Annotated in this window: 24 protein-coding genes; 12 read left to right on the forward strand and 12 right to left on the reverse strand. The window is 65.2% G+C overall.

The genetic code is table 11. From position 1 onward, the window contains the following. Window positions 1–16 precede the first annotated feature (16 nt). Window positions 17–1,336, forward strand: a complete 1,320-nt coding sequence (locus tag ACYCFC_RS18175) for a DUF1329 domain-containing protein (RefSeq protein ID WP_459652480.1) — start codon at window positions 17–19, stop codon at window positions 1,334–1,336. A gap of 77 nt (window positions 1,337–1,413) precedes the next feature. After that, window positions 1,414–2,961 (forward strand): methyl-accepting chemotaxis protein, encoded by a 1,548-nt coding sequence (locus ACYCFC_RS18180; RefSeq protein ID WP_459652481.1) that lies wholly within the window; start codon window positions 1,414–1,416, stop codon window positions 2,959–2,961. Between the two features lie 220 nt (window positions 2,962–3,181). On the opposite strand, the gene ACYCFC_RS18185 is transcribed toward ACYCFC_RS18180, so the two are convergent. After that, window positions 3,182–4,288 carry a DUF1615 domain-containing protein gene (locus tag ACYCFC_RS18185; protein ID WP_459652482.1) on the reverse strand — a complete coding sequence of 369 codons (1,107 nt, stop codon included), beginning with the start codon at window positions 4,286–4,288 and terminating at the stop codon, window positions 3,182–3,184. Between the two features lie 179 nt (window positions 4,289–4,467). Between ACYCFC_RS18185 and mdcA the strand changes: the two genes are divergently transcribed. From mdcA to ACYCFC_RS18235, 10 genes are all read left to right on the forward strand, one after another. Then, window positions 4,468–6,144 carry a malonate decarboxylase subunit alpha gene (mdcA, locus tag ACYCFC_RS18190; RefSeq protein ID WP_312247132.1) on the forward strand — a complete coding sequence of 559 codons (1,677 nt, stop codon included), beginning with the start codon at window positions 4,468–4,470 and terminating at the stop codon, window positions 6,142–6,144. Continuing rightward, window positions 6,144–7,022 carry a triphosphoribosyl-dephospho-CoA synthase gene (locus tag ACYCFC_RS18195; protein WP_459652483.1) on the forward strand — a complete coding sequence of 293 codons (879 nt, stop codon included), beginning with the start codon at window positions 6,144–6,146 and terminating at the stop codon, window positions 7,020–7,022. Before mdcA ends, ACYCFC_RS18195 begins: the two co-directional genes overlap by 1 nt. 2 nt (window positions 7,023–7,024) lie before the next feature. Continuing rightward, window positions 7,025–7,324, forward strand: a complete 300-nt coding sequence (locus ACYCFC_RS18200; protein WP_058077775.1) for a malonate decarboxylase subunit delta — start codon at window positions 7,025–7,027, stop codon at window positions 7,322–7,324. Next, a complete protein-coding gene (locus ACYCFC_RS18205; RefSeq protein ID WP_459652484.1) occupies window positions 7,317–8,183 on the forward strand; it encodes a biotin-independent malonate decarboxylase subunit beta in 867 nt (288 codons plus the stop codon). The genes ACYCFC_RS18200 and ACYCFC_RS18205 overlap by 8 nt, the downstream gene beginning before the upstream one ends. Beyond that, window positions 8,180–8,965, forward strand: coding sequence for a biotin-independent malonate decarboxylase subunit gamma (gene mdcE / locus ACYCFC_RS18210; protein ID WP_459652485.1), 786 nt, complete (start codon window positions 8,180–8,182; stop codon window positions 8,963–8,965). Before ACYCFC_RS18205 ends, mdcE begins: the two co-directional genes overlap by 4 nt. Before the next feature lie 85 nt (window positions 8,966–9,050). After that, the gene (locus ACYCFC_RS18215; RefSeq protein WP_459652486.1) at window positions 9,051–9,671 is read left to right on the forward strand and encodes a malonate decarboxylase holo-ACP synthase; all 621 of its coding nucleotides are present in this window, start codon (window positions 9,051–9,053) and stop codon (window positions 9,669–9,671) included. Further along, the gene (mdcH, locus tag ACYCFC_RS18220) at window positions 9,668–10,603 is read left to right on the forward strand and encodes a malonate decarboxylase subunit epsilon (protein WP_459652487.1); all 936 of its coding nucleotides are present in this window, start codon (window positions 9,668–9,670) and stop codon (window positions 10,601–10,603) included. The genes ACYCFC_RS18215 and mdcH overlap by 4 nt, the downstream gene beginning before the upstream one ends. 117 nt (window positions 10,604–10,720) lie before the next feature. Next, window positions 10,721–11,131, forward strand: coding sequence for a malonate transporter subunit MadL (madL, locus tag ACYCFC_RS18225; RefSeq protein ID WP_459652488.1), 411 nt, complete (start codon window positions 10,721–10,723; stop codon window positions 11,129–11,131). Between the two features lie 4 nt (window positions 11,132–11,135). Further along, entirely contained in the window at window positions 11,136–11,900 is a 765-nt protein-coding gene (gene madM, locus ACYCFC_RS18230; protein ID WP_459652489.1) for a malonate transporter subunit MadM, read from the forward strand. A 479-nt stretch (window positions 11,901–12,379) separates the two neighbouring features. Continuing rightward, complete coding sequence (locus tag ACYCFC_RS18235) at window positions 12,380–13,846, forward strand: carbon starvation CstA family protein (protein WP_181083314.1); 1,467 nt, start codon at window positions 12,380–12,382, stop codon at window positions 13,844–13,846. 150 nt (window positions 13,847–13,996) lie between these two features. Here the strand turns inward: ACYCFC_RS18235 and ACYCFC_RS18240 are convergent, their stop codons facing one another. The 11 genes from ACYCFC_RS18240 to ACYCFC_RS18290 all read right to left on the reverse strand — a co-directional run bounded on the left by ACYCFC_RS18240 (window position 13,997) and on the right by ACYCFC_RS18290 (window position 24,691). Continuing rightward, entirely contained in the window at window positions 13,997–15,313 is a 1,317-nt protein-coding gene (locus ACYCFC_RS18240) for a TRAP transporter large permease (RefSeq protein ID WP_459652490.1), read from the reverse strand. Further along, window positions 15,310–15,879: a TRAP transporter small permease subunit gene (locus tag ACYCFC_RS18245; protein WP_459652491.1), complete on the reverse strand. Its 570-nt coding sequence runs from the start codon at window positions 15,877–15,879 to the stop codon at window positions 15,310–15,312. The genes ACYCFC_RS18240 and ACYCFC_RS18245 overlap by 4 nt, the downstream gene beginning before the upstream one ends. A 91-nt stretch (window positions 15,880–15,970) precedes the next feature. Beyond that, window positions 15,971–16,963, reverse strand: coding sequence for a TRAP transporter substrate-binding protein (locus ACYCFC_RS18250; protein ID WP_014854594.1), 993 nt, complete (start codon window positions 16,961–16,963; stop codon window positions 15,971–15,973). 197 nt (window positions 16,964–17,160) lie between these two features. Beyond that, the gene (locus tag ACYCFC_RS18255; RefSeq protein ID WP_459652492.1) at window positions 17,161–18,075 is read right to left on the reverse strand and encodes a LysR family transcriptional regulator; all 915 of its coding nucleotides are present in this window, start codon (window positions 18,073–18,075) and stop codon (window positions 17,161–17,163) included. Window positions 18,076–18,136: 61 nt separating this feature from the next. Further along, window positions 18,137–18,343, reverse strand: coding sequence for a hypothetical protein (locus ACYCFC_RS18260; RefSeq protein ID WP_459652493.1), 207 nt, complete (start codon window positions 18,341–18,343; stop codon window positions 18,137–18,139). Between the two features lie 176 nt (window positions 18,344–18,519). Then, a complete protein-coding gene (locus ACYCFC_RS18265) occupies window positions 18,520–19,764 on the reverse strand; it encodes a vWA domain-containing protein (RefSeq protein ID WP_459652494.1) in 1,245 nt (414 codons plus the stop codon). Window positions 19,765–19,824: 60 nt separating this feature from the next. Further along, a complete protein-coding gene (locus tag ACYCFC_RS18270; RefSeq protein WP_459652495.1) occupies window positions 19,825–20,319 on the reverse strand; it encodes a hypothetical protein in 495 nt (164 codons plus the stop codon). A 153-nt stretch (window positions 20,320–20,472) separates the two neighbouring features. Next, window positions 20,473–21,207, reverse strand: a complete 735-nt coding sequence (locus ACYCFC_RS18275; RefSeq protein ID WP_459652496.1) for a hypothetical protein — start codon at window positions 21,205–21,207, stop codon at window positions 20,473–20,475. A gap of 41 nt (window positions 21,208–21,248) precedes the next feature. Then, complete coding sequence (locus ACYCFC_RS18280; protein WP_181083367.1) at window positions 21,249–22,700, reverse strand: formylglycine-generating enzyme family protein; 1,452 nt, start codon at window positions 22,698–22,700, stop codon at window positions 21,249–21,251. Between the two features lie 85 nt (window positions 22,701–22,785). Beyond that, window positions 22,786–24,009, reverse strand: coding sequence for an FtsX-like permease family protein (locus ACYCFC_RS18285; protein WP_459652497.1), 1,224 nt, complete (start codon window positions 24,007–24,009; stop codon window positions 22,786–22,788). Further along, a complete protein-coding gene (locus tag ACYCFC_RS18290; protein ID WP_459652498.1) occupies window positions 23,993–24,691 on the reverse strand; it encodes an ABC transporter ATP-binding protein in 699 nt (232 codons plus the stop codon). Before ACYCFC_RS18290 ends, ACYCFC_RS18285 begins: the two co-directional genes overlap by 17 nt. Between the last annotated feature and the right edge of the window lie 4 nt (window positions 24,692–24,695).

Consider the following 24,695-nt stretch of genomic DNA (forward strand, 5'->3'; position numbering starts at 1 on the left):
CGCAAGGAACGAGCCCATGAAAAACCACAAGAACACCTTCCGCCTGGCCATGCTGGCGCTCGCGCTTGCCGCCGGCAGCACCCAGGCCGCCGACGAAACCGTGATCGAGCAGTCGTTCCGGCCCTATGCCAAGGACACGCCGAGCTTCGCCGGGCTGAGCGCCGGGATGACCATCGACCAGGGCAACGTGGCCCAGTTCAAGGACATCCTCGACCCGGCCTTCTACGGCTTCATCGAGAAGGGTTGGGTCGCGCTGAAGGTCGGCGAAACCACCTCCTTCGACCTGCACCCCAACTACGTCGAGGCCACCCGCCAGGGCATGGACAAGATCGCGCTCGGCGCCAAGCCGGGCGAGATCGAGGGCTGGGTCGCCGGTCGGCCTTTCCCCCAGGAGCCGGACGCCAGCGACCCGCGCGCCGGCGAAAAGCTCGCCTGGAACTACAAGTACGGCTACAACTGGGGCGATAGCGCGGCGATCTACCCGTTCTACTGGAAGTACCGCGACATGAACTCGGGCAAGGTCGAGCGCACCATCAAGTTCAACTTCCACTTCCTCAACTTCACCGGGCGAGTCAACCAGCAGCCGATCCCGGCGATCACGCCCAACCCCTCGGAGCTGTACCGCGGCATCTACGTCAACGTGCTCGAGCCGCACGACGTGCGCAACACCCAGCTGCTGATCCACCGCGCCCAGCACGACCTCAAGCGCGACAACTCCTGGCTCTACCTGGGCTTCCAGCGCCGCGTGCGGCGCCTGGCCACCGGCCAGGTGACCGACGCCTTCCTCGGTTCCGACCTGATGATCGAGGACTTCGAGGGCTACAACGGGCGCATTTCGGACATGAACTGGACCTACAAGGGCACCCGTTTCATGCTGATGCCGTTCTACAACCACAACGAGCTGACCCTCGACAGCGAGACCCACAAGGACAGCGAGGGCTACCAGGTGGTGGCCTTCGGCGGCCAGGGCGGCTGCTTCCCCAACATCACCTGGCAGCTGCGCAAGGTCTACGAGGTGGAGGCCGCGCCGGTGGAGGGCAGCCATCCGCTGGCCAAGCGCGTGCACTACATGGATGCGCAGACCTTCACCGTGCCGCGCACCATTTCCTACGACCGCAAGGGCAGCCTGTGGAAGACCTTCACCATCGGCCAGGCCCACCCGGACCATCACCTGCCGCAGAACAAGGGCTCCGGGGTGTCGATCGACGACAGCTTCAGCATGATCGACGTGCAGGCGATGCACTGCACCTCCGGCCAGTTCAAGGGCGTGGTCGATGCCAAACTCAGCCCGCCGGAGATGTTCAGCGTGCAGCACATGCGCGCCACCGGTAACTGACCTGCCGCGCTGCCTGGCGCACCGGCGAGCAGCTCGCCGGTGCGCCTTGTGCCGCTCCCGCCGCGCACGGAGACGCCATGCAGAACAATCAAAGCGGGGCGAACCCGCTCGACGAACAACTGGTGCTGCTGACCGACAGCAAGGCCACCATTCTCTACGCCAGCCCGGCGCTGTGCCGGCAGCTCGGCGCGACCGAGTCTTCCTTGAAGGGGCAACCGGCCTCGGTGCTGCGCCATCCGGACATGCCGGCCGGGCCGATCAAGGACCTGTGGAGCACCCTCGCCCGCGGCCAGCCCTGGATGGGCATGATGAAGAACCGCAGTGCCGACGGCCAGCCGCTCTGGGTCGACGCCTTCATCAGCCCGGTGCTGGATGGCGGCGTGGTCAGCGAATACCAGGCGATCTACCATCTGCCGGATGCCGAGGCCATCCGTCGGGCGACGGCCATCTATCGCATCCGCGCCCAGGGCAGGCAGCCGGCGGCACTGCGCTGGCGCTGGCTGGGCCGGACCCGCGTCCAGGCGCTGCTGGCCACGCTGGCGTTCGCCCCGCTCGGCCTGCTGGCCGCGAGCATCGCGCCGGCTTTCGCGCTGGCGTTGCTGGCGGGCTGTGGCGCGTTCTGCTGGCTGCTGTTGAGCCTGCATGCGCGCCCCTTCGCCCGGCTGGTGGCGCAGAGCCGGCGCCTGGTCGAACATCCGATCAAGCAACTGATCTACACCGGGCGGATCGACGAGGTCGGCCAGTTGCAGCTGGGCAATCGCCTGCTGGAGGCGCGCCTGGCATCGATGGTGGCGCGCATCGGCGACAGCAGCGGGCGGGTCGCCGGCCAGGCCGAGCGCACCCGCGAGCTGCTCGGCAGCGGCAACCGAGCGGCCGAACGGCAGCAACAGGCGCTCGATGCGATCAGCGCGGCGGTGGAACAACTCAGCGCCACCATCCATGAAGTGGCCGGCAATACCAGCAATGCCGCCGGGCTGACCCAGCAGGCGCAGGCGCTCAGCGCCGAGGGGCAGCGCCGGGTGGAGGCCGCGCACCGCCGTATCGGTGCCCTGGCCGGCACCCTGGACCAGTCCGCCGAGGCGATCGGCGTATTGAGCCGGCACAGCCAGGCCATCGGCGGCATTCTCGAGGTGATTCGCGGCATCGCCGAACAGACCAACCTGCTGGCGCTGAATGCCGCCATCGAAGCGGCCCGCGCCGGCGACAACGGTCGCGGCTTCGCCGTGGTCGCCGACGAGGTGCGTTCCCTGGCGCGGCGCACCCAGGCCTCCACCGACGAGATCCAGCAGATGATCGAGGCCCTGCGCCAGGGCACGGGTGAGGTGGTCAGCCGCATGCAGCAAGGCCTGGAACAGTCGCGGGCCAGCGTCGAACAGGTCGAGGCCACTTCCCGGGCGCTGGCCGACATCACCGGCCATGTCGGCGAAATCGCCCGCATCAGCGGCCAGATTGCCGAGGCCGGTACGCAACAGGGGCAGGCGGCCGAAGAGATCGGCCAGAAGCTCTGCGCGCTGCAGGAGCTGGCTCGCCACAGCCTGCAACTGCAGCACGACACCTATGGCGTGGCGGACGAAGTCAGCCGCCAGGCGGGCCGGCAGCGGGCCTTGCTCGCGCAGATGAACTGATGACCTTCGAGCGGGGCGTTAGGTTAAACGTAAAGGCTTTCTCGTTCAGATTGATGGAGAACCTTCTGGTTTGCTACCGATCTCCTGTTAGCAGTCCTTTCATGAATCGCCCGGCAGCCTGACGAGAGTCAGTCACTGACGCAACGGCATTTTTTTGTTTTCCGTGGCTGTCGAGGCCGGACTCTGGAAAGCGAGCACCAGGTACTGCGGCAGGGCTCGCTCAAGGCTGCGAGGCGCGCAGCATGCAGCGTTGATGGCGCTCGTCGACGCGCTTGGCGAACCAGGCGGTGGTGAGGTTGCGGGTGATCTTCGGGCTTTGCAGTTTGATGCCCGGCAAGGCTTCCCGTGGCAGTGGTCCGCCTTCGACTCGTTCCGCCAGATCTAACACCCGTTCATAGAGCCGCGTGTCCTCGAATTCGAGGCGATCGCCCAGCTCCAGTGCCTCGCGGATGGCAGCGTCGCTCATGCGCAGACGCTTGCCCAGCGAACGGGCCGCCAGCTCCGTGGCGCCCGCCTTGCGGCTGCCATGGATGATCAGATCGCCGTCCAGCGCCAGGTCGATGCCTGAGGCCAGGCTGAGCGCCCTCTGGAAGGCGGCGTTGCGGCTGGCGTACCAGCCGGCGTTGAAGTCGGCGAAGCGATACAGCGGGCGGCTGTAGTTCGCCGGATAGTCCAGCAGATGGGCGATACCGAAGTACATGCCGCCACGGCGGCTGAAAACCTCGTCGCGAATGCTGCCTTCGTAGGCATAGGGGTAATCGCTCGCACGCACCTCGGCGAAGGCGATGCTGACCTGCATCGGCCCGCCGGTTCGCACCGGGTTGAGCATGCCGAACAACTGCCGGCCCAGGGGCACCAGGCCGAGGAAGTCGTCGAAGATCTCACTCAGCTCCTTCTCGGTGCGGACCCTGGCCAGCCGTTGCTCGTAGGTCTGGCCATCGGACGATTCCAGACGTAGCGCGGCATCAACCAGAAAACGCGGGACATGCAGGCGATCCGCCCGTCGCTGGATTTCCTCGCGAGCGATCTTCGCCAGGCCGGGCACTGGTGGCGCGGCCTGGAAGGTCGATTCCTGAACCGTCACGGCCAGGACCGCGCAGAGATTTTCATCGGACGGGGGAATCTCCAGCGTGCTGAAGGCCGACTGAATGTCGCTGGCCCAGCCGCTGCGGTTGGGAATTTCGGCAGGCATCAGCCGCACGATTTTCGCACGAACCTCGCTCGGATGCGGCTGCGGTGCCGGCGCGTGTCGGGCGCAGCCGGCAAGGACCAGCAATGCGGCGATAACCGGCATGCAGCACCGAGCGCTGTGGTTTGGAGTAAGCATGGAGGCCTCGCGCTGTCGTCTGGCCTGTTGGACCTCGGAACAACCGGAGCTGTTGCGAGGTGGCCAAACCAGAAATCCATAGTTACTCCAGCCGTAATGATTGACCCTCCAGCTTGATTGATGGCCTTGGGGGCACTCCCTACTGTGAGCTCCACATCGCGGAAACCTGTGGAGTCGTCATGACAACAACAATATCCCCACCGCCGCAATGGTCGCGTCGTCGTGCCGAAAAAGCCCGCCGTCTCGATCAGGTGCGCAGCCTCGCTGACGGGGTGGTCCTGCCCAGCGACAAGATCGTCGCGGCGCTCGAAGCCTTGATCGCCCCAGGCGATCGGGTGGTGCTCGAAGGCAACAACCAGAAGCAGGCGGATTTCCTCTCCCGCTCGCTGGCCCAGGTCGATCCCGGCAAGCTGCACGACCTGCACATGATCATGCCCAGCGTCAGCCGCGCCGAGCATCTGGACCTGTTCGAACGGCAGATCGCGCGCAAGCTCGACTTCTCCTTCGCCGGCCCGCAGAGCCTGCGCATCAGCCAGCTGCTGGAAGACGGCCTGCTGGAAGTCGGCGCCATCCACACCTACATCGAGCTCTATTCGCGCCTGCTGGTGGACCTGATCCCCAACGTCGCGCTGGTGGCCGGCTTCACCGCTGACCGCGAGGGCAACATCTACACCGGCCCGAGCACCGAGGACACCCCGGCCCTGGTCGAGCCCACCGCCTTCAGCGATGGCATTGTCATCGTCCAGGTCAACCAGATCGTCGACGACCCGCGCGACCTGCCGCGTGTGGACATCCCGGCCAGCTGGGTCGACTTCGTCGTGCTTGCCGACAAACCGTTCTACATCGAGCCGCTGTTCACCCGCGACCCGCGCCACATCAAGCCGGTGCACGTGCTGATGGCGATGATGGCGATCCGTGGCATCTACGAAAAACACAACGTGCAGTCGCTCAACCATGGCATCGGCTTCAACACCGCAGCCATCGAGCTGATCCTGCCGACCTACGGCGAATCCCTGGGCCTGAAGGGCAAGATCTGCCGCAACTGGACGCTCAACCCGCACCCGACGCTGATCCCGGCGATCGAGACCGGCTGGGTCGAGAGCGTGCACTGCTTCGGCACCGAGCTGGGCATGGAGAACTACATCGCCCAGCGCCCGGACGTATTCTTCACCGGGCGCGACGGCTCGATGCGTTCCAACCGCATGATGTGCCAGCTGGCCGGGCAGTACGCGGTGGACCTGTTCATCGGCGCGACCCTGCAAGTGGATGGCGATGGGCATTCGTCCACCGTCACCCGTGGCCGCCTGGCCGGCTTCGGTGGCGCGCCGAACATGGGCCACGATCCGCGCGGTCGCCGCCATCCGACTCCGGCCTGGCTGGACATGGCCACCCCCGGCGGCGAAGGCCCGGTGACCCTGCTCGAACGCGGCAAGAAGCTCGTGGTGCAGATGGTCGAGACCTTCCAGGAAGGCGGCAAACCCACCTTCGTCGAGCAGCTCGATGCGGTCCAGGTGGCGAAGAAGAGCGGCATGCCGCTGGCGCCGATCATGATCTACGGCGACGACGTCACCCACCTGCTCACCGAGGAAGGCATCGCCTACCTGTACAAGGCGCGCTCGCTGGAAGAGCGCCAGGCGATGATCGCCGCGGTGGCCGGCGTCACCAGCATCGGCCTGCGCCATGATCCCAAGGACACCGAGCGCATGCGCCGCGAAGGGCTGATCGCGCTGCCGGAAGACCTCGGCATCCGCCGCAACGACGCCAGCCGCGAGTTGCTCGCTGCCAAGAGCATCGCCGAGCTGGTGGAATGGTCCGGCGGCCTCTACAACCCGCCTGCCAAGTTCAGGAGCTGGTGATGAGCGCACTCATAGCAAGACAGGCGCAGCCATCGCTGGCCGAGCGGCTGGCGGACCTGGCCGTGCAGGTGTTGATCGACGAGGCGGATCTGTCGCCCAAGCCGGGGCTGGTGGACCGGCGCGGCAGCGGTGCGCACCACGATCTGCACCTGGGCCTGATGCACGCCTCGGCGGTTGCCTTGTGGCCGACCTTCAAGGCCATGGCCGATGCGGCGCTGATTGCCGGTGAGGTCAGCCAGCCGCTGCGTGGAATCCTCGGCGGGCTGGGCCGTGACGGGGAAGCGGAAATGCTGCGCGTGACCAAGGGCGTGAATACCCATCGCGGCGCGATCTGGGCGCTGGGGCTGCTCAGTGCGGCGGCGGCGCTCGATGCCGATGCGCCCGACGCTAGGCGGATCAGCAATACCGCAGCGGCCCTGGCTCGGCTGGAAGATCCTGCCGCACCGCACAACCCGGACAGCCACGGCGCGCGGGTCTGCCGCCGCTACGGTGTGCTTGGCGCCCGCGAACAGGCGCAGCATGGCTTCCCCGCCGTCATCGACCACGGCCTGCCGCAACTGCTGGCCAGCCGTCGCGCCGGCGCTGGCGAGCAGAACGCCCGGCTCGATGCGCTGCTGGCGATCATGAGCACGCTTTCCGACACCTGCGTGCTGCATCGCGCCGGGCTGGAAGGCCTGGAGCGCATGCAGCAGGGCGCCCGCGCCGTGCTCGCCGCCGGTGGCGCCGCCAGCCTCGCCGGGCGTCGCCAGCTGCGCGCGCTGGACCACGCCATGCTGGCGCTCAACGCCTCGCCGGGCGGCGCCGCCGATCTGCTGGCCGCCACTCTTTTCCTCGACCGTCTGGCGCCTGCCGCGCCGGCGCCGATTGGGAGCAATTGATCATGGAAACCCTGTCTTTCGAATTCGCCGCCGGGCAACCCGCTCGCGGCAAGGCCCTGGTCGGCGTGGTCGGCTCGGGCGATCTGGAAGTGCTGCTCGAACCCGGCCAGGCCGGCAAGCTGGCGATCCAGGTGGTCACCTCGGTCAACGGCGCCGAGCAACGCTGGCAGCAGCTGTTCGAGCGGATGTTCCGCGAGCAGACGCTACCGGCGCTGAACATCGACATCCACGACTTCGGCGCGACCCCCGGCGTGGTGCGCCTGCGCCTGGAACAGGGACTGGAGGAGGTCGGCCATGACTGATGCTTCTGCAAACAACGTGACCCGTCTGCTGCAATCGCGCAGCTTCGTCGAACTCGGCGCCCGCGAGCGTGCCCGCGCACTGCTGGATGCAGGCAGCTTCCGCGAACTGCTCGATCCGTTCGACCGCGTCACCTCGCCCTGGCTGCCCAAGCAGGGCATCGTCACCCAGGCCGACGACGGCGTGGTGGTCGCGAAAGGCACTATCGACGGCCAGCCGGCGATGATCGCCGCCATCGAAGGCGCCTTCCAGGGCGGCAGCATGGGCGAGGTCGGCGGCGCGAAGATCGCCGGCGCGCTGGAGCTGGCCGCGGAGGACAACCGCAACGGCATTCCCACCCGTGCCGTACTGTTGCTGGAAACCGGCGGCGTGCGCCTGCAGGAGGCCAACCTGGGTCTGGCCGCCATCGCCGAGATCCAGGCGGCCATCGTCGAGCTGCGCGAACACCAGCCGGTGATCGGCGTGGTCGCCGGTTCGGTCGGCTGCTTCGGCGGCATGGGCATCGCTGCCGGGCTGTGCAGCTATCTCGTGGTCACCCGCGAGGCACGCCTTGGCCTGAACGGCCCGCAGGTGATCGAGCAGGAAGCCGGCATCGATGAATACGACGCCAGCAACCGACCGTTCATCTGGAGCCTGACCGGCGGCGAACAGCGCCATGCCAGCGGTCTGGCGGACAGCTACGTCGCCGACGACACCGACGACATCCGCAGCGAATTGCAGCGCCTGTTCGCTCAGGGCAAGCCGGCGCAGCCGCGTAGCAGTCGCCATGCCTGGTTCCTGCAACGCCTGGCTGACGCCGACACCCGCACCCAGCTCGACGCTGCAGCGGTGCGCGCCCTCTACCAAGGAGATGCCCAATGAGCCGTGGACTGAACTGGTTGCAAGCCTTGGCCGGTGGCCAGGCACTGGTGGGGTATCCGGCCTCGATCAAGGTCGTCGACGGCACCCTCGGCGAGCGTGCTGCGCGCTATATCGCCGTGGTGCCCGATGCCGAGAGCCCTTTCCCGCGCGCCCGCAACGGCGAAGTCGGCCTGCTCGAAGGCTGGGCCCTGGGCCAGGCCGTGGACGAGGTGATCGAGGCCGACCGCGATACGCTTGAGAAGCGCGTGCTGGTCGCTGTGGTCGACGTGCCGAGCCAGGCCTATGGCCGCCGCGAGGAGGCCCTGGGTATCCACCAGGCGCTGGCCGGCGCGGTGGATGGCTATGCCCGCGCGCGTCTGGCCGGGCATCCGGTGGTCGCGTTGCTGGTGGGCAAGGCCATGTCCGGCGCCTTCCTCGCCCATGGCTACCAGGCCCAGCGGATCATCGCCCTGCGCGATCCGGGAGTGATGGTGCACGCCATGGGCAAGGCCGCCGCCGCGCGCATCACCCTGCGCAGCGTCGAGGAACTGGAGGCGCTGGCCGAATCGGTGCCGCCGATGGCCTACGACATCGACAACTACGCGACCCTCGGTCTGCTCTGGAAAACCCTCTCGGTGGACAATATCGAGCAGCCGACCGGCGATGACCTGCGGTGCGTACATGGCTGCCTGCAGGAAGCCGTCGCGGATATCGGCGCCAGCACCGACCTGCGCGGGCGCCTTGGAGCGGCGAATCGCGCAGCGTCTTCACGGGTCCGGGAGCTATTGCGCGCGCAATGGTGACGTAGGGCGGGTTGCAACCCGCCGAACGCACCCGCAACCAACACCCGATTGCCGCCCTGCAATACACAATACGAGGAGGCCGCAGATGCACGAGACACCACGTCCCCACGACCTGCTCTGGGGCATGACCCCGACACAGCTGCCAGCCGACGCGCCGGCCTGGGTGCGGCAGGTGCTCGCCACCGGCCAGCCGGTCGTGGTGCGCCGTGCGCTCGTCGCGGACGGCCAGGTTGCGGTCGGCGTGCGCGGTGCGAGCCGTGATCAGCGCTTCGCGACCACGCTGGAGCTGAGCAGAGTGCTGCGTCGGGTGAGCCCGGAGCAACTGGTCGAGCGGCTGCCGAGCGGTGGGCTGCCTGCCTTCAAGGCGCTGGCCTTGCTCAAGCCGTTTCTCGACGAGCTGGGCCTTGCCTGGGGCGTGACCGGATCGGTTGGCTACCAGCTCGCCAGCGGCGTCGAGGCGGCGCATGTCGAGAGTGATCTCGATCTGCTGCTGCGGACCCCGCAACCGCTGTCCCGCCAACTGGCAGGTGAGCTGCAGCAGTTGATGGATGAAGCACCTTGCCGTATCGACATGCAGCTGGAGACACCGTCAGGTGGCATTGCCCTGCGCGAATGGGCCGGGGGCTCGGCGCGTATCCTGCTCAAGTGCGCCACCGGTGCGCGGCTGATCGAGGATCCCTGGGCGGCCAGGGAGCTGGCGGCATGAGCAGCCTGTTCGCCTTCCCCGGTCAGGGTGCGCAGAAGCCCGGCATGCTGCATCGGCTGCCGGACGAACCACAGATCGCCGCCGCCCTGGCCGAAGCCAGCGAGGTGCTCGGTGAGGATGCGCTGGCGCTGGATACGGCTGAAGCGTTGCAATCGACCCGTGCCGTGCAGCTCTGCCTGCTGATCGCCGGCGTGGCCGGCGCCCGGCTGCTGATGCGCGGCGGCCTGCGCCCCGACTATGTCGCCGGCCTGTCCATCGGCGCCTATGCCGCCGCGGTCACCGCCGGGGCGCTGGACTATGCCAATGCCCTGCGCCTGGTGGCGCTGCGCGGCGAGCTGATGCAGAACGCCTATCCTGAAGGCTTCGGCATGACCGCCATCCTCGGCCTCGATCTCGGCCAGGTGGAAGGGCTGCTGGCGCAGGTCAGCGGCCCGCAGGCGCCGGTTCATCTGGCCAATATCAACGCCGACAACCAGCTCGTCGTGGCCGGCAGCGATGCCGCCATGGCGGCGGTGGCGCAACGGGCCAAGGCGCTGGGGGCCTCCTGTGCAAGACGCCTGGCGGTCAGTGTGCCATCCCACAGTGCGCTGCTGGACGCGCCCGCCGCGCAGCTGGCCGAGGCGTTCGCGACGGTCAGCCTGCGCGCGCCGCGCCTGCGCTATCTGAGCGGCACCACGGCGCGGCCCATCGCCGATCCCGAGCGCCTGCGCGACGACCTGGCCTTCAACATGTGCCGCGTCGTCGACTGGCACGGCACCCTGCGCACCGCCTACGAGCGCGGCGTGCGCCTGCACGTCGAACTGCCGCCGGGCTCGGTGCTGACCGGGCTGGCACGACGGGTTTTCGAACAAGGTACGCTGGTCGCCTTCGATGGCGCCCGGCTCGATACGCTGGATGCATTGCTGCGTCGGGAGGTAGGTCGAGCCGAGTAGAGCCGCAAGGGATGGCCGTTGGCGCCATCCACCTGAACGATGAATAACTACAACTCACTTCGTAATACGCGCCCGGCCGGCTTGCAGGCACGAGCGCAACCCAAGAGGACAATAACAATGATTATCTTCGGTGTGGCCTTTCTGGCCTTGTGCACCCTGACAGGCATTTTCATCGGCGAACTGCTGGGCAAGGCCATTGGCGTGCCGGCCAACGTCGGCGGTGTCGGCATCGCCATGGTGCTGCTCATTCTCATAGGCAGCTACCTGAAGAATCGCGGCCTGTTCAGCATGGAGTCGGAGCAGGGCGTCAAGTTCTGGAGTGCCGTCTACATTCCCATCGTCGTCGCCATGGCTGCCCAGCAGAACGTCTACGGCGCGCTGAGCGGTGGCCCGATGGCGATCCTTGCCGGCGTCGCCGCCGTCGTCATCGCCTTCGCACTGGTTCCGGTGCTGGACCGGATCGGCCAGAAAAAGGCCGATGCCGCCACCGCCACCGCCACCGCCACACCGCTGACTGCAGAGGGCTGATCCTGTGTACGAATCGCTTCTCAAGGTTGTATCCGGCTACGGCATGGTCAGTGGCTTCGCCATCATCGGCGCCACCATGTGGCTGTCCTACTGGCTCTCGGACAAGCTGACCAAGGGCCGTCTACACGGCTCGGCGGTAGCCATCCTGATCGGCCTGCTGCTGTCCTATATCGGCGGCGTGGTCACCGGCGGGCAGAAGGGCCTGGTGGACATCGCGCTGTTCTCCGGCATCGGCCTGCTCGGCGGCGCCATGCTGCGCGATTTCGCCATCGTCGCCACCGGCTTCGGCGTCAGCGTGGAAGAGCTCAAGCGCGCCGGCTTCGTCGGCGTACTGGCGCTGTTCATCGGCGTGCTCTCGTCCTTCGTGGCCGGCGTGGGGGTGGCGGTGGCCTTCGGCTACACCGATGCGGTGAGCCTGACCACCATCGGCACCGGCGCGGTGACCTACATCGTCGGGCCGGTGACCGGCGCGGCGATCGGTGCCAGCTCCGAGGTGATGGCGCTGTCCATCGCGGCGGGCCTGGTCAAGGCGATTCTGGTGATGGTCGCTACGCCCTTCGTCGCGCCGCTGATCGGCCTGAACAACCCGCGCTCGGCGGTGATCTTCGGCGGCCTGATCGGCACCTCCAGCGGCGTCGCCGGCGGGCTGGCGGCGACCGATCCGAAACTGGTGCCCTACGGTTGCCTGACCGCGGCGTTCTACACCGCACTGGGTTGCCTGCTCGGTCCCTCGCTGCTGTTCTTCATCATGCGCGGACTGCTTGGCTGAGGCCTGACAGGCTGCTAACGCTCAACGTAACCCACAGCGCGCCCGCAAGGGCGCGTTTGCTCGATGTCTCGCCTGTCGACCGGGGCGGTACAGTCGTTGGCCCCGCCGATTGGCACGATTCTCCTGCGGGCGCCGTGTCCGCTGCCTGAGCGGTCGAGCGGTGCGCGACGACCGTTCCGAAACTGGTACCCTACGGCTGCCTGCTGTCGGCTTGCACCGTCTAGATTGCCTGCTCGGGCTGTCTTCGTTCTTCGTCATGCGCAGTTTGCCTGGCTGAACACTCTCGATGCGCCTGATGGCTCGCGGCGTGTCATCGCCGACGCGCTGCGTTCTCAAGAAATCGAACGATGAGCATGTGCAAGCTGGCCGTGAACGGCTCTGGGCTTCTCCTAAAGTATTCTGCGGTTTCGACCCCGTTGGCTGCTGACGCTTTAGGATAAGTCCCATAACTACTTAAAAAATAATGAGGAACTTGCTCCATGCTTCTTTTCTTCATCAGCCTTGCGATACTTTTTCTCGGCTACAAGTTCTATGGCCCCTTCGTTGAAAAACAGGCGTGCATAGACCCTACTGCCGTAACCCCTCAGGAACGTCTGCGCGACGGCGTCGACTATGTTCCTGTCAGCCCCTTCAAGGCCTTCCTGATCCAGTTCCTGAACGTTGCGGGTGTCGGCCCCATCTTCGGCCCCATCCTGGGTGCCCTGTATGGGCCGATCGCGCTCGTCTGGATCGTGCTCGGCAACGTGATCGGCGGCGCGGTGCATGACTACTTCTCCGGTGTCATGAGCCTGAAGGAGGATGGCAAGAGCCTGCCGGAAATCGCCGGTCACTATTACAACGTGGTGTTCAAGGGCTGCATGCTGATATTCACCGCCATGCTGCTGTTCTTCGTTGGCGTGGTGTTCATCATGAGCCCGGCCGGGCTGCTGAGTAACCTGTCCTTTTTCGAGGGCACCATTCTGGGTGGCAACACCTTCTGGGTACTGGTGATCCTGGGCTATTACTTCCTCGCCACCTTGTTGCCCATCGACAAGATCATCACCAAGCTGTATCCGGCGTTTGGCTTGCTGATGATCGTGATGACCACCCTGGTCGCCGTGGCCTTGCTGCTCGATGCACCTCACCTGCCGCAGGTATCGGGTATTTTCGATTTCTTCGTGCATAACCATCAGGAGCATGATTTCCTCACGCCGAACCCTGACGGCCTGCCTGTATGGCCCTTGCTGTTCGTGACGATCACCTGTGGCGCCATCAGTGGTTTCCACTCCACCCAGTCACCGATGATTGCCCGTTGCCTGACCAACGAGAAATATGCCCGCCCGGTGTTCTATGGCGCCATGACCTGCGAAGGCATCGTGGCCTGTGTCTGGGCGCTGGCCGGCATCGCGGCGTTCCCCGGTGGTTATGCCGAATTGAAAGGCATGCTGGATCAGGGCGGCCCCGGCCTGGTGGTCAATCACGTTGCCACCAGCTACCTGGGCGTGTTCGGCGGTGTGATGGCGATTCTTGCCGTTGCGGTATTCCCGATCACTTCCGGCGACACGGCCTTCCGCTCACTGCGCCTGACCATCATGGATGCGTTCAAGATCTCGCAAACGACCCTCAACCGGTTGGCGCTGGCCGCGCCGCTGCTGGGTGTGGCCTATCTGATGACCTTCCTGGACTTCTCGCTGATCTGGCGCTACTTCGCATTTTCCAACATGTTGCTGTCGACCAGCGTGCTGTGGCTGGCGACCAAGTACCTGTTCGACAGAGGCACCTTCCACTGGATCGCCAGCATTCCAGCAGTGGTCGGTACAGCCATCACGGTGGCCTACATCGCAACGGCGGGTATCGGTTTGAACCTGCCGATGGAATACAGCAAGCCGATCGGTATCGCGGTGGCAGTGGTGTGCTTGATTGGCCTGGTGTTCAAAAACAGCAAGCGTACTGCGGTGGCCGTCTAAACGCGGGGGTCGAAGTTGCGATGTTCGACTGAGCATCGCGCTGGACCCCAGCTTGCGGGTCGCTTGTGAGACCCAAGCCGTCCACGACACAATCGTGAAAAAAAGCGGGCTTCCGAGGAGGCCCGCAACACGGCTGATGACATTTCACTTCTAGATGGCTTCACCCATCACGTAGTCCGGCAGGATGGTAGCGATCTGCGGGAACAGACACAGGATGATGATCGCCAGCACCATCACCAGTGCATAGGGCAGGGCGCCCCAGAGGATTTCCCGCGTCGGCACCTGCGGGGCGATCCCGTTGATGACGAACAGGTTCAGCCCCAGCGGCGGCGTGATCAGGCCGATCTCCATGTTGATGGTCAGCACCACCGCGAACCAGTAGGGGTCGAAGCCGGCCTGCACCACGATGGGGAACAGCAGCGGCGCGGACATCACGATCACCGCCACCGGCGGCAGGAACATCCCGGCCACCAGCAGGAACACGTTGATCACACCCATCAGCACCCAGCGGTTGACCTCCAGACTGGCGATCGCCTCGGCCAGCGACTGGGTGATGTACAGCGACGACAGGGCGAAGGCGAAGAGCTCGGCGGAGGCCAGGATCATCATGATCATGACGCTTTCGCGCATGCCGGAGCCGAAGATGTTGCGGAAGGTGCCCATCTTGAACAGCCGGTAGGCCAGTACCACCACCACCAGCGTAAGCATGGCGCCTGCGCCAGCCGCTTCCGAGGGCGTGGCCACGCCGCCGTAGAGCACGTAGAGGACGCCGAGGATGATCAGCATCAGCGGCAGTATCCGCGGCAGCGCCGCCAGCTTGTCGCGCAGGCTGTAGTACACGCCCTCGGCGCCGAAGCGGAAGCCCTTGCGCCGCGCATCGAGCATCGCCCAGCCCATGAACATCACCGTCAGCATCAGGCCGGGCAACACGCCGGCGAGGAACAGCCGACCGATGGAGGTTTCCGTGGCGATGCCGTAGATGATCATCGTCACCGAGGGTGGCAGCAGGATGCCGAGCGTGCCGCCTGCGGCGATCGAACCGGTCGCCACCGAGGACGGGTAGCCGCGGTTGATCATCTCCGGGATGCCCAGCTTGCCGATTGCTGCGCAGGTCGCCGGGCTGGAGCCGGTCATGCCGGAAAATACCGCGCAGGCACCGATGTTCGACAGCACCAGGCCGCCTGGCACCTTGTACATCCAGCGGTCCAGCGCGCGATACAGGTCGGCGCCGGCGGGCGTACCGGCGACGATGGCGCCCATCAGCACGAACATCGGAATCGAGACGAAAGCCAGGTTGCCGATGCCGGCGAACATGGTTTCCGCGACCACGCCGATGACTTCCGGGCCCATCGCCAGGAACAGCCCGCCCATGGCCGCCAAGCCCAGGGCGAAGGCGATCGGCATGCCGGTGGCGAGGAACAGCAGTAAGGCACAAATCAGCAGCACGCCTGCAAGGGTTGGAGTCATGGTGTTTCTCCCAGGCGCTGATGGCTGTGCATGATGGTTTCGACCTTCTGGCCTTCAGCGTTTCGTTGAGGCGAGATGGCCAGTTCCGGGCGAATCATTTTCATCAGCTCCACCACGTATTGCAGACACAGCAGGCAGAAGCCCACCAGCATGGGCGTTGCGGGAATCCACAGCGGAATGGCGGCGATGGTCGGGGTGGTCCAGCCACCTTCCCAGGCCTCGTAGACATAGATGCCGCTGGCCGCGCTCATCAGCAGGCAGAACGTCAGGCCCAGTACCGCACCGAGACACTGCATGCGACGCCGGTTGGGTGGCGACAGCATCAGCTCGATCACATCGACGCCGACGTGCCCCTTCTTCATCAACACGTAGGGCGCACCAATGAATATCGCCGCAGTGGCGGCGAATACCACCACCTCGGTCTGCCAGATGGTGGGCGCCCTGAACAGGTAGCGCATGAGGATCATCTGGCACATGACGACCATGGCGACGATCAGCAGGATGACGGCGCTGACGCCACCCAGGCGCGACAGGGCCTCGATGGCGCTAATAAAACGTCTGGACATAAAGAACTCCTGGGAGCCCGCGCCGTACTGCAAAAGCCACGGGGTGGGCTCGAACGCAGTGAAAGGCCGCTGAAGCGACCGTGATGGGGCATCACTGCACGGCGAGTGCCTTGTCCAGAAGATCCTTGCCGCCTTTGACCTTCTCTGCGAAGTACTGGTAGGAGGATTCGCGGGCGACCTGCATCCAGGCGTCGTGCTCTTCCTTGCTCAGGCTGACCACTTCCACGCCGGCCTTGGAGAAGGTTTCGTTCATGCGCTTCTCGCCCTTGGGGCCTTCCTCGGCGAAGTAGGCCTCGGCCTTCTTGGCGGCGGCCAGCATCGCTTCCTGCTGTTCCGGGGTCAGGCGCTCGAAGCTGCGCTTGGAGATCAGCACGGGTTCATACATGAACCACAGGGCGTTTTCACCTGGCGCGGTCAGGCATTTCACCTGCTCGTACAGGCGGTACGAGACGAAGCTGTCGTTCGAGGTGTTGGCGGCGTCCAGCACGCCGGTCTGCATGCCGGTGTAGATTTCCGAAGACGGCATCGACGAGATCGAGGCGCCGGCGGCGGCGAGCATGTTTTCGAAGGCTGGCCCGGCAGCGCGGATGACCTGTCCCTTGATGGTCTCGGGCGAGGTGATGCAGCGCTCCTTGGAGGCGAAGCCGCCGGCCAGCCAGGCGTCGGCGAGGATGATCGCGCCGTTCTTCTCGGCCAGCGCGTGGATTTCCTTCATGAAGTCGGACTGGTTCAGGCGCTGGGCATGTTCATAGTTCTTGACCAGCCCGGGCATCAGCGTGGCGGAGAACTGCGGCACGCGACCGGAGGCGTAGTCCAGCGGCAGGGCGGTCATGTCGAGCTGGCCACGGGTCATGGCACCCCATTGCTCGTTGGCCTTGTACAGCGAGGAGGCCGGGTAGATCTGGACCTTCAGACCGACATCGGCGGCGGCGACTTCGCGCGCGATGATCTGCACCATTTCATCGCGGGGGTCGCCCTGGTTGCCGGGGAATTGGTGGGAAGCGCGCAGGACGGTTTCGGCGAAGCTGGGGATGCTGGCGACCAGCAGCGCAGCCGCGACCGAGGTACGGAGTAGGGCTTTCATTGGATTCTCCTGGATTGACACATCAGAACCGCGCCATGCGGTTCATAATTATTTTTATTACGTCAGAGGAATTTCTTCTTGTTGTCAGGCTTGCTTATTCGAGCCAACTGCAGGCTAGCGTGTGCAAGGGGGCGCAACAATTAAGACTGCCCTAGCATCGTTACGGAAAGGTTAACGATTCAGCGGGGATCGGCCTGTCAGCGAGACCTGCCACGGTACATTCGGCATTCGGCCACGAGCGCTAGCAGATTGGGATCGCGCTCCTTGGCTTTCAGGAAGACCACGCCGATCTGCTGCTGCAGGCGATAACGGGCCTGCAGCGGGATCAGGCGGATGCGGTTCTCGTACACCGCCGCGACACGCCCGGGAAGCAGGGCGTAACCGACGCCGGAGCTGACCATGCTCAGCAGAGTGAAAATGTCGTTGACCTGCATGCCCACGTTCGGCTCGAAGCCTGCCTGGCTGAATACCCGCGCACTGTCGCGATGAGTGGCAAAGCCTTGAGTGAGGGTGATGAAGGTGGCGTCGCGCAGGTCGGCCAGATCCACCTCCGCCTGCTCGGCGAAGGGCGAATCGGTGGGTACGGCAAGAAAGATATCATCGGCGAAAAGCAGCAATTGCTCGCAATCAGGGTTTATCAGGCCGTCATCGAGGGAGATCAGGACGGCGTCCAGCTCCATGTTCTTCAGCTTGTAGAGCAGGTCCACGTTGGAGCCGAGGATCAGGTCGATATTGAGTTCGCTGCGGCGCAGCTTGAGCCCCATGATCAGCTGCGGAACGGTCTTCACGGTCAATGAATACAACGCGCCGAGCTTGAACCGTTCCGCCGAAAAGCCCGCCGCCTCGCGTGTCTGTCGCACCGTTTCGACGACGTCCTTGACCAGCTGCTGGGCTCGCTCCTCCAGCACGAAGGCGCTTTCCAGCGGGATCAGATTGCGGCCTTCGCGCTTGAACAGCGGGCAGCGCAGCGCGCTTTCCAGCGAGTGGATGGCGCGATGTATGCTGACATTGCTGGTATTCAGCTCGGCGGCCGCCTTGCTCAGGCTGCTATTGCGCATGAAGGCCAGAAACACTTCCAGCTTCTTCAGGGTCAGTTCTTCGTCGATCTGCATGCCGTTGCTCCGCTTGCGGTCAGTCGATTATGCCTAACAAGCAGCGGGTCGGACTAAACACCTAGGCGAAGACGGCGTCTTCCTCTTCCGGGAACACGTCGGTGACGAACACACGGGCGTGATCGCTCTGCTCGTCTTCGATACGCAGGCCGAAGTAGAGCGTGTCGTTGGCGTCCCAGAACGCTTCGATCTGCGACAGCGGGGCGTGCTCGAGCAGAACCTGGCCGGTGTGTTCGAGAATGATGGAGTAGCGTTTGTCAGCGGGCATGGAAAGTCACTCTGGGCATCGGAATGGCTGCGCACAGCCGTGATATCATTTTGTCACTTTGCCGGGCTCGCTCCCTAGCCGTTCATCGCCGCGCGGTGGGCACCCGCTGAATGGTCATCCGCGGGCGTTTGCGTAATCGGGCGATTACGGCGAAGCCCGAAGCAGTGGTGCGCAGTTCATGGGCAGCCCGGGTTGGCAGACACTTCCTGGCTGGCCTCGCGCAGCATGCTCGCCACTTCCGCTGCGTTGCGTGCGGTATACACACGACCGCCAGTATTCTCGGCGATGCAGTTGGAGAGTTCGCTGTCGCTGATATTGACCACATTGACCCGCAGGCGCGGCTGCTGGCGGGCTATGCTGCGTGACACGGCGCAGGCGTTGCGTTCGCAGCCGTCCTCGCCATCGACGAACATCACCACCAGCGCATCGTGCAGACGGCCATCGACCTGGCTGGCGGCGAGTTCCAGGCTGCTGGCCAGCGGCGTTCCGTCATTGGCGCCGAGCTGCTGCACGCCGCGTTTCAGTTGAGCTCGCTGGCTCTGGCTGAACAGGCCCTGGTCGATCTGGTTGTAGCAACCATCGAAGGTGATCAGCCGGGTATCGATGTCGGGGTGCAGGTTGTCGAGCATGCCGACGAACGCCTGCTTGGCCACCGACAGGCGGGTTGGCTCGCTGAGGACGCGCGCCCGGCGTGGGTTGGTGTCCGGCAGGTTGCCGCCGAGCGTATTGATCCACTGCTCGTCCTCGGGCGAGGCGTCGATGTTGAGGTTCATCGATCCGGAGGTATCCAGCACCACAGCGAAATCCGGCGCTCGTGCACCTTCCGGCTGGCAGGCATAGCTGGTCATGGGCGTGGGGTCGATCAGATGCAGCAGGTAGCCACGCCAGAACCAGAGCAGCCAGAGCAATAGAAGCAGCAACAGGGGCAACAGCAGCCACCACAGTGACAGGCGCAGCCGCCAGGTTTTGCGCGGCGCAGGCGTTGAGCGGGGCGGCAGTGGTGGGGCTGCTGGCGCGACCGGAGGCGGTGGCGGCAGGCCCCAGCGCACCACCAGCGGTTCATCGTTGAGGCTGTAGAGATTGGCCAGGTCCGGTGCGCCGATCAGGCTGCGCAGGCTGGCGGCGGTGTCGTCCTGGCCACGGTTCTGCAGCTCGTTGGCCAGATGGCCGATGGCGTGCTGGCGCTGGTGATATTTTTCCAGCAGCCGGCGCTGCTGGTCGGCGTTCAGTTCGGCGTAGGGGTGCGGCTGACCCGCCAGCTCCGACCACCATTGCAGGTTTCCGTCGTCGCCCGTTCGCGGCGTGGCGTGCAGGCTGGCGACGCTGGGCGGGAAATGCTGGCGTATCAGCTCGACCTTGGCGTCGAGTGCCGATAGCGCCTGCTGGGGATAGGTTGCCGAGTCGCGTGTCACCCGCTGCATGAAGCGAATTCCTGAAAAATGAAGGCCGCCAGCGACGGCCCTTGGAAGCCGTGAGCCGTGTTACTCGTAACCCAGGCTCAGTTGCAGACGGCTGACCTTCTGCTGCAGCGCCTTGAGTTCCTGCTGGCGTGCGGCGATGTCGGCAGCACTGCCACCGCTGGTCGGGCTGCGCTGGAGGTCCTGTTCCAGGGCTGCGATCTGCTGCTGGACCTGGCCCTTGCTGGCGTGCTGGCTCTTGAGCTGGCTCAGCAGACTGTTCAGCGACTGCTGCAGGCTGGCCTGCCGCTGGCGCTGGGCGTCCAGACTCTGGCGAGTGGCCTGCTGCTGCGCGCTGATCTCCTCGTACACCCGGTGAAACAGCTCGTTTTCTGCGCGTGCGTTCAGCAGCTCCTGCTCACGCTGCTGGATCTGCGCGCTATAGCCGCCGGAGTGGTCGCACTGCATCTTGGTGATCAGGCTCGCGTCGTTGTTGGCGGAGTTGCAGTTGGTCGGCGCGGTGGCGCAACCGGCCAGCGTCAGCGCCGCGAGGGCGGGAAACAACAGTCGAAGGTTCATGTGCGTCGCCTCAGAGGATGTTTACAAATTACTGCGCTCGACCATGCTGCGTTGAAATCAGCCTCAAAATGCTCATGTACTACTCGTACACTCCGCTTTCTCGGCTGATTTCGCCTTGCCTGATCTTCGCTCGCTACTTTTCTAAACACCCTCTCAGCCCAGGGTGATCGCGGAGCGTTGGCTGTAGAGGCCGTCGACTTCCTGCTGCAGGGCCGCGACCTTGAGGTTCATCTTGCCGATTTCCTCTTCGATCTTGGCCACGTCGGAGCCCGCGCCACTTTCACGCTCGAGCTTGGCGGTCTTCTCGTATTCGGCGACCTTGTTGCGCATGTTGCCCAGCTCCTTGCGCATCAACGCCAGGTTCTGGTCGACGCCAGCCAGCTCCTGCTCGGCCTGGGCCTTGTCCAGTTGCTTGTTCTTGATCGACTTCTGGATGGCGGCGATGCTCTGCTCGTCGTCGCGAATGACGCGCTGCATGGTTTCGGTACGGGCAGCGACTTGCTCGGTGTCTTTCTGAATGTCGGCGCTCATCACCTGCAGGCGTTCGGCGGTGTTGGCGTACTGGCTACGGCGCTGGTCGTAGTAGTAGTTGGCGCCCATGGCCACGCCGCAGGCGGCGATGCCGGCAACGATGGCACAAGTGGCCTTGTCGCTCGAATTGGACAGGGCGCAGGCCAGGACACCGACCCCGGCAGCGCCGGCGCAGGCGGTGAAGCCCGATTTGCTGAAGAATGCGGCGTCACTGCCCTGGGTCAGGCGCGGGTCGGCGGCCGGCACCGAGTTATCGGTCAGCAGGCTGCCGGTGCTGGCGCAGCCGCTCAGCAGAATGCTGCCCGCCATGACAAAGCCGAGGACGGCCCTGGAAAACAAACCTTGGCTCAGTTTCATGTTGTCGCTCCTTGTGTATTGGCGTTGTGCTTTTTTTCTGATTATCGGGATACGGTCTTGCAGCTGGTCAGCCAGGCGCCGGTGTCGATCTTCTGGGTCTGCAGGAAGGCCTTCTGGTTGGCCCAGTGGGTGCGCAGATAGGGCTTGAGCTCCTGCAATTGCTTGTTGCGACCGATGAGCTCTTCCATCACCGGCAGCTGTTTCTGTAGCAGCGGCTGGCCATAGAGGGTGGCCGACTCCACCAGGCTGCTGGCGTAGTAGCGGCTGAGTTTGTGCAGGCGGTCCTGCTGTTCGTCGAGCTTGTCCTTGCGCATCGGGCAGCTGGGGTCCTGCTCGCCTTCGGCGCAGTTGAGGTCGTAATTCTTCTGCAGGAAATCCAGGTACTGGCCATCATCGAGCATCTTGGTGCAGAGGAAGGCACCGAGGTTGAGGCTGGCGCGAATGGCCTGGTCGCGCGCCTCTTCCTGCTGCTGGTTGCTGGCGCGCAGCTGGTTTTCCAGCGACTTGAGCTGATCCTTCAGGGCCTGGTCCTCGACGCCGGAGGCCAGTGCTTCGAGCGCCTGCACCGTACCCTTGTCCTTGGCGACAGCAGTCTCTTCATCACCGCTGCCGAGCTTCTTCCAGCTGCTTTCGATGCTGGCGACCCGCTCGCGCGAGGTCAGAGTCGGCGACACCAGCGCCAGGCGCAGGCCGGTGGTCCTGTTTTTCACCTGGCCCTGGGCGTTGTAGTAGGGCTCTTCCTTGCGCAGTGCGGTGCGCATCTCGCCCTGTGCGGTCAGGTAGTTGCCGCCACGCACCACGTAGCCACCGGCCTGGCCGTGCTGGCGGTCGAGCTTGTTCAGGCGGAAGGGCTCGAAGATCATCTCGTCGGCGTTGCCGAGCATGTCGTGCAGCCCAAGCGGATTGGGCTTGAGCAGGCCGGACAACTGCAACTGGCCGTTGGCCGACTGCGAGCCGGCGAACCATTCATGGCCGTTCAGCCCCTCAGCCATCGGGTAGCGACCGTCGCGGAATTCGGCTGTGCCGACCTCCAGCCCGCCGCGTGCGGCAAATTCCCATTCGATCTCGGTCGGCAGCCGGACGAAACCCAGGGCGCCGTCTTCCTTCGGCAGCTTGTCCGCCGCGTGCTGGCGCAGCCACAGGTTGTACTTGTCCGAAGCCTGCAGCGCATCCAGCCAGCTGACCGCCACCACGGGCAGGCGCAACTTGTTGGAGGGCGTCGGGCAGTTCTCGTCGGTCAGGGCGCGGTACTGCAGCTGGGTCATTTCATATTTGGCCAGCAGGTAATAGCGCGACTTCTCTGAACCATTGGAGGTGAAGCTGCCGGCGATAAAGGCCGGGCGGGTCTGCTCGACGTAGCCCCATTCAGCGCTGTCCTGGCCGATGTTGATGGGGTAGTCGTCCAGCGGGCCGGCCATCGGAATATGCACCTTGCGAAACACCATGGAACCGTCGCAGGGCATGGGCAGGACCACGTCGTCGGCTTCGGGCATGGGGTTGAAGTGTTTCTCGTCCCAAGCGGCGAAGGCCTGGGTGCAGGCCAGACCGAGCGGCAACAAAAGGAAACGGCACCAGTTTCTAGAGTTCACGCAGACTCTCCGCAGGTTCGATGCTGATGGCGCGCAATGCGCCGACGAGGGCTACCAGCGCGGCCACCAGCAGCGCCAGCGACAGGGCGATCAGCCCATGCCAGAAGGTGATGTCGCAGACGAAGCTGCCGGTGGCCTGGCTGCTGCCCAGCAGGTGATTGAACAATTGGCTGCCAACGCCATAGCAGGCCAGCCCGCCGACATAGCCGGCGCCGGCAAGAAACAGCGCCTGCAGGACCAGATAACCGGCCACCGCTCCACGCTGGAAACCCAGCAGGCGCAGCAGCGCCAGGCTGCGCCGCTTGCGGTCGATATTGGCGAGGAAGGCGCCGATCAGCGAGGCGATACAGCCCACCAGTGAAGCGCCGGCGATCACCCCGAAGATCACTCCCAGCACATGGTTGATGGCCTTGACCGCGTCGATCTCGGCCAGGCGGCTGGCGGTTTCGATGTGTTGCGCATTCAGCCAGCGCTCCAGCGGCGCAACGCTGTCGATATCCCGTGCATACAGCCGCGCGCGGGCATAACCGGGTGCCAGGCCCTCGGCGGAATTGCCGCTGTGCGCGCCCAGCGCGGGCACCTGATAACCGTCGCGAAAACGCTCCAGCCCCAGCAGCAAGCCGGGGGCGGCGAAGGCAGCGGGGCGAGCGAAGCGCGCCGGGTCGAGTACCGCCAGCACCTGCAAAGCCTGCTCGCCGCGCTCGTTGACGCCGTTCAGCCGGCGCGTGACCCGTAGCCGCAGCGAGTCCCCAGCCTGGACGTCCAGACGCTCTGCGGCGCGTGCGCTGAGAATCACCTGATTGCCACTCAATGCGCTCAATGGCGTGTCGAGCAGCGGATCGCCGGCCTGGGTGGGGATGATTTCGGCGTTCTCGACAAAGCGCCGGCTGGCGCCCAGCAGGTCGGCCTGGGTGTTCAGCGAGCGGGTCTGGCCGATGGCGAAGCCGGTTTCCGGGCGCTGTTGCAGTCGTGTGAGCCAGGCTGTGTCGTAGCTGCCGCTGCTCAGCAGCTTGATTTCCAGGTTGCGCGGATCGCGTAGCAACTCGTCCTGCAACTGGCTGACCACGCCGTGCTTGAGGCCGAACAGCAGCAGCAGCGGGGCGATCACCGCCACCAGCGAGGCGGCCACGCATAGCGATACCTTGCGGTCGTGCCAGAGATCGCTCAGGGCCAACCTGCCGAGCAGGGCGAAGCGATCAAGCCGCAGGGACAAAATGTGTCTCCCCCTCGCTGCTGACAGCGCCCAGCCGCGGCAGGCCGAACTCGTCGATCAGCGCCCAGTCGTGTGAAACCACCAGCGCGGTCAGCCCCAGCTCCCGCACCAGGCCCAGCAGCAGCTCGAACAGCCGTCGCGCATTGTGCGGGTCGAGCGCCGCGGTGGGTTCGTCGGCCAGTAGCAGTTGCGGCTCATGGGCGATGGCCCGCACGCAGGCCACGCGCTGACGCTCGCCGATGGACAGGGCCTGGGGATATTTGTCGAGCAGCGGTTGCAGGCGCAGCACGTCAAGGGCTTTTTCGACATGGGCGCTGCGCACGGGCAGGCCGAGCAGGCGGCGCGGCAGGCTGATGTTGTCGCGCACCTTGAGAAAAGGCAGCAGGCCACCGCTCTGCAGGACGAAACCCAGCTGGCGCGAACGCACCGCCGCCAGCGCCGGCTGGTCATCGTTTTGCAGCAGCTGACGGATATCCAGCCGCTCACGTCCCAGCCGGTAGTGCGTCAGCGCCTGTGGCGCGAGCAGCAGGCCGATGGCTTCGAGCAGGGTGCTCTTGCCACAGCCGCTTTCGCCGGTGATGGCGCGAATCTCGCCATGGTCCAGTTGCAGGGCCGGCAGACAGACGCGATGCGCCTGGTTGCCGGTGCCCCGTGCCACCCGTAGTCCCTGAATATCGAGCATGGGG

This window comes from Stutzerimonas sp. NM35 (assembly GCF_054604355.1).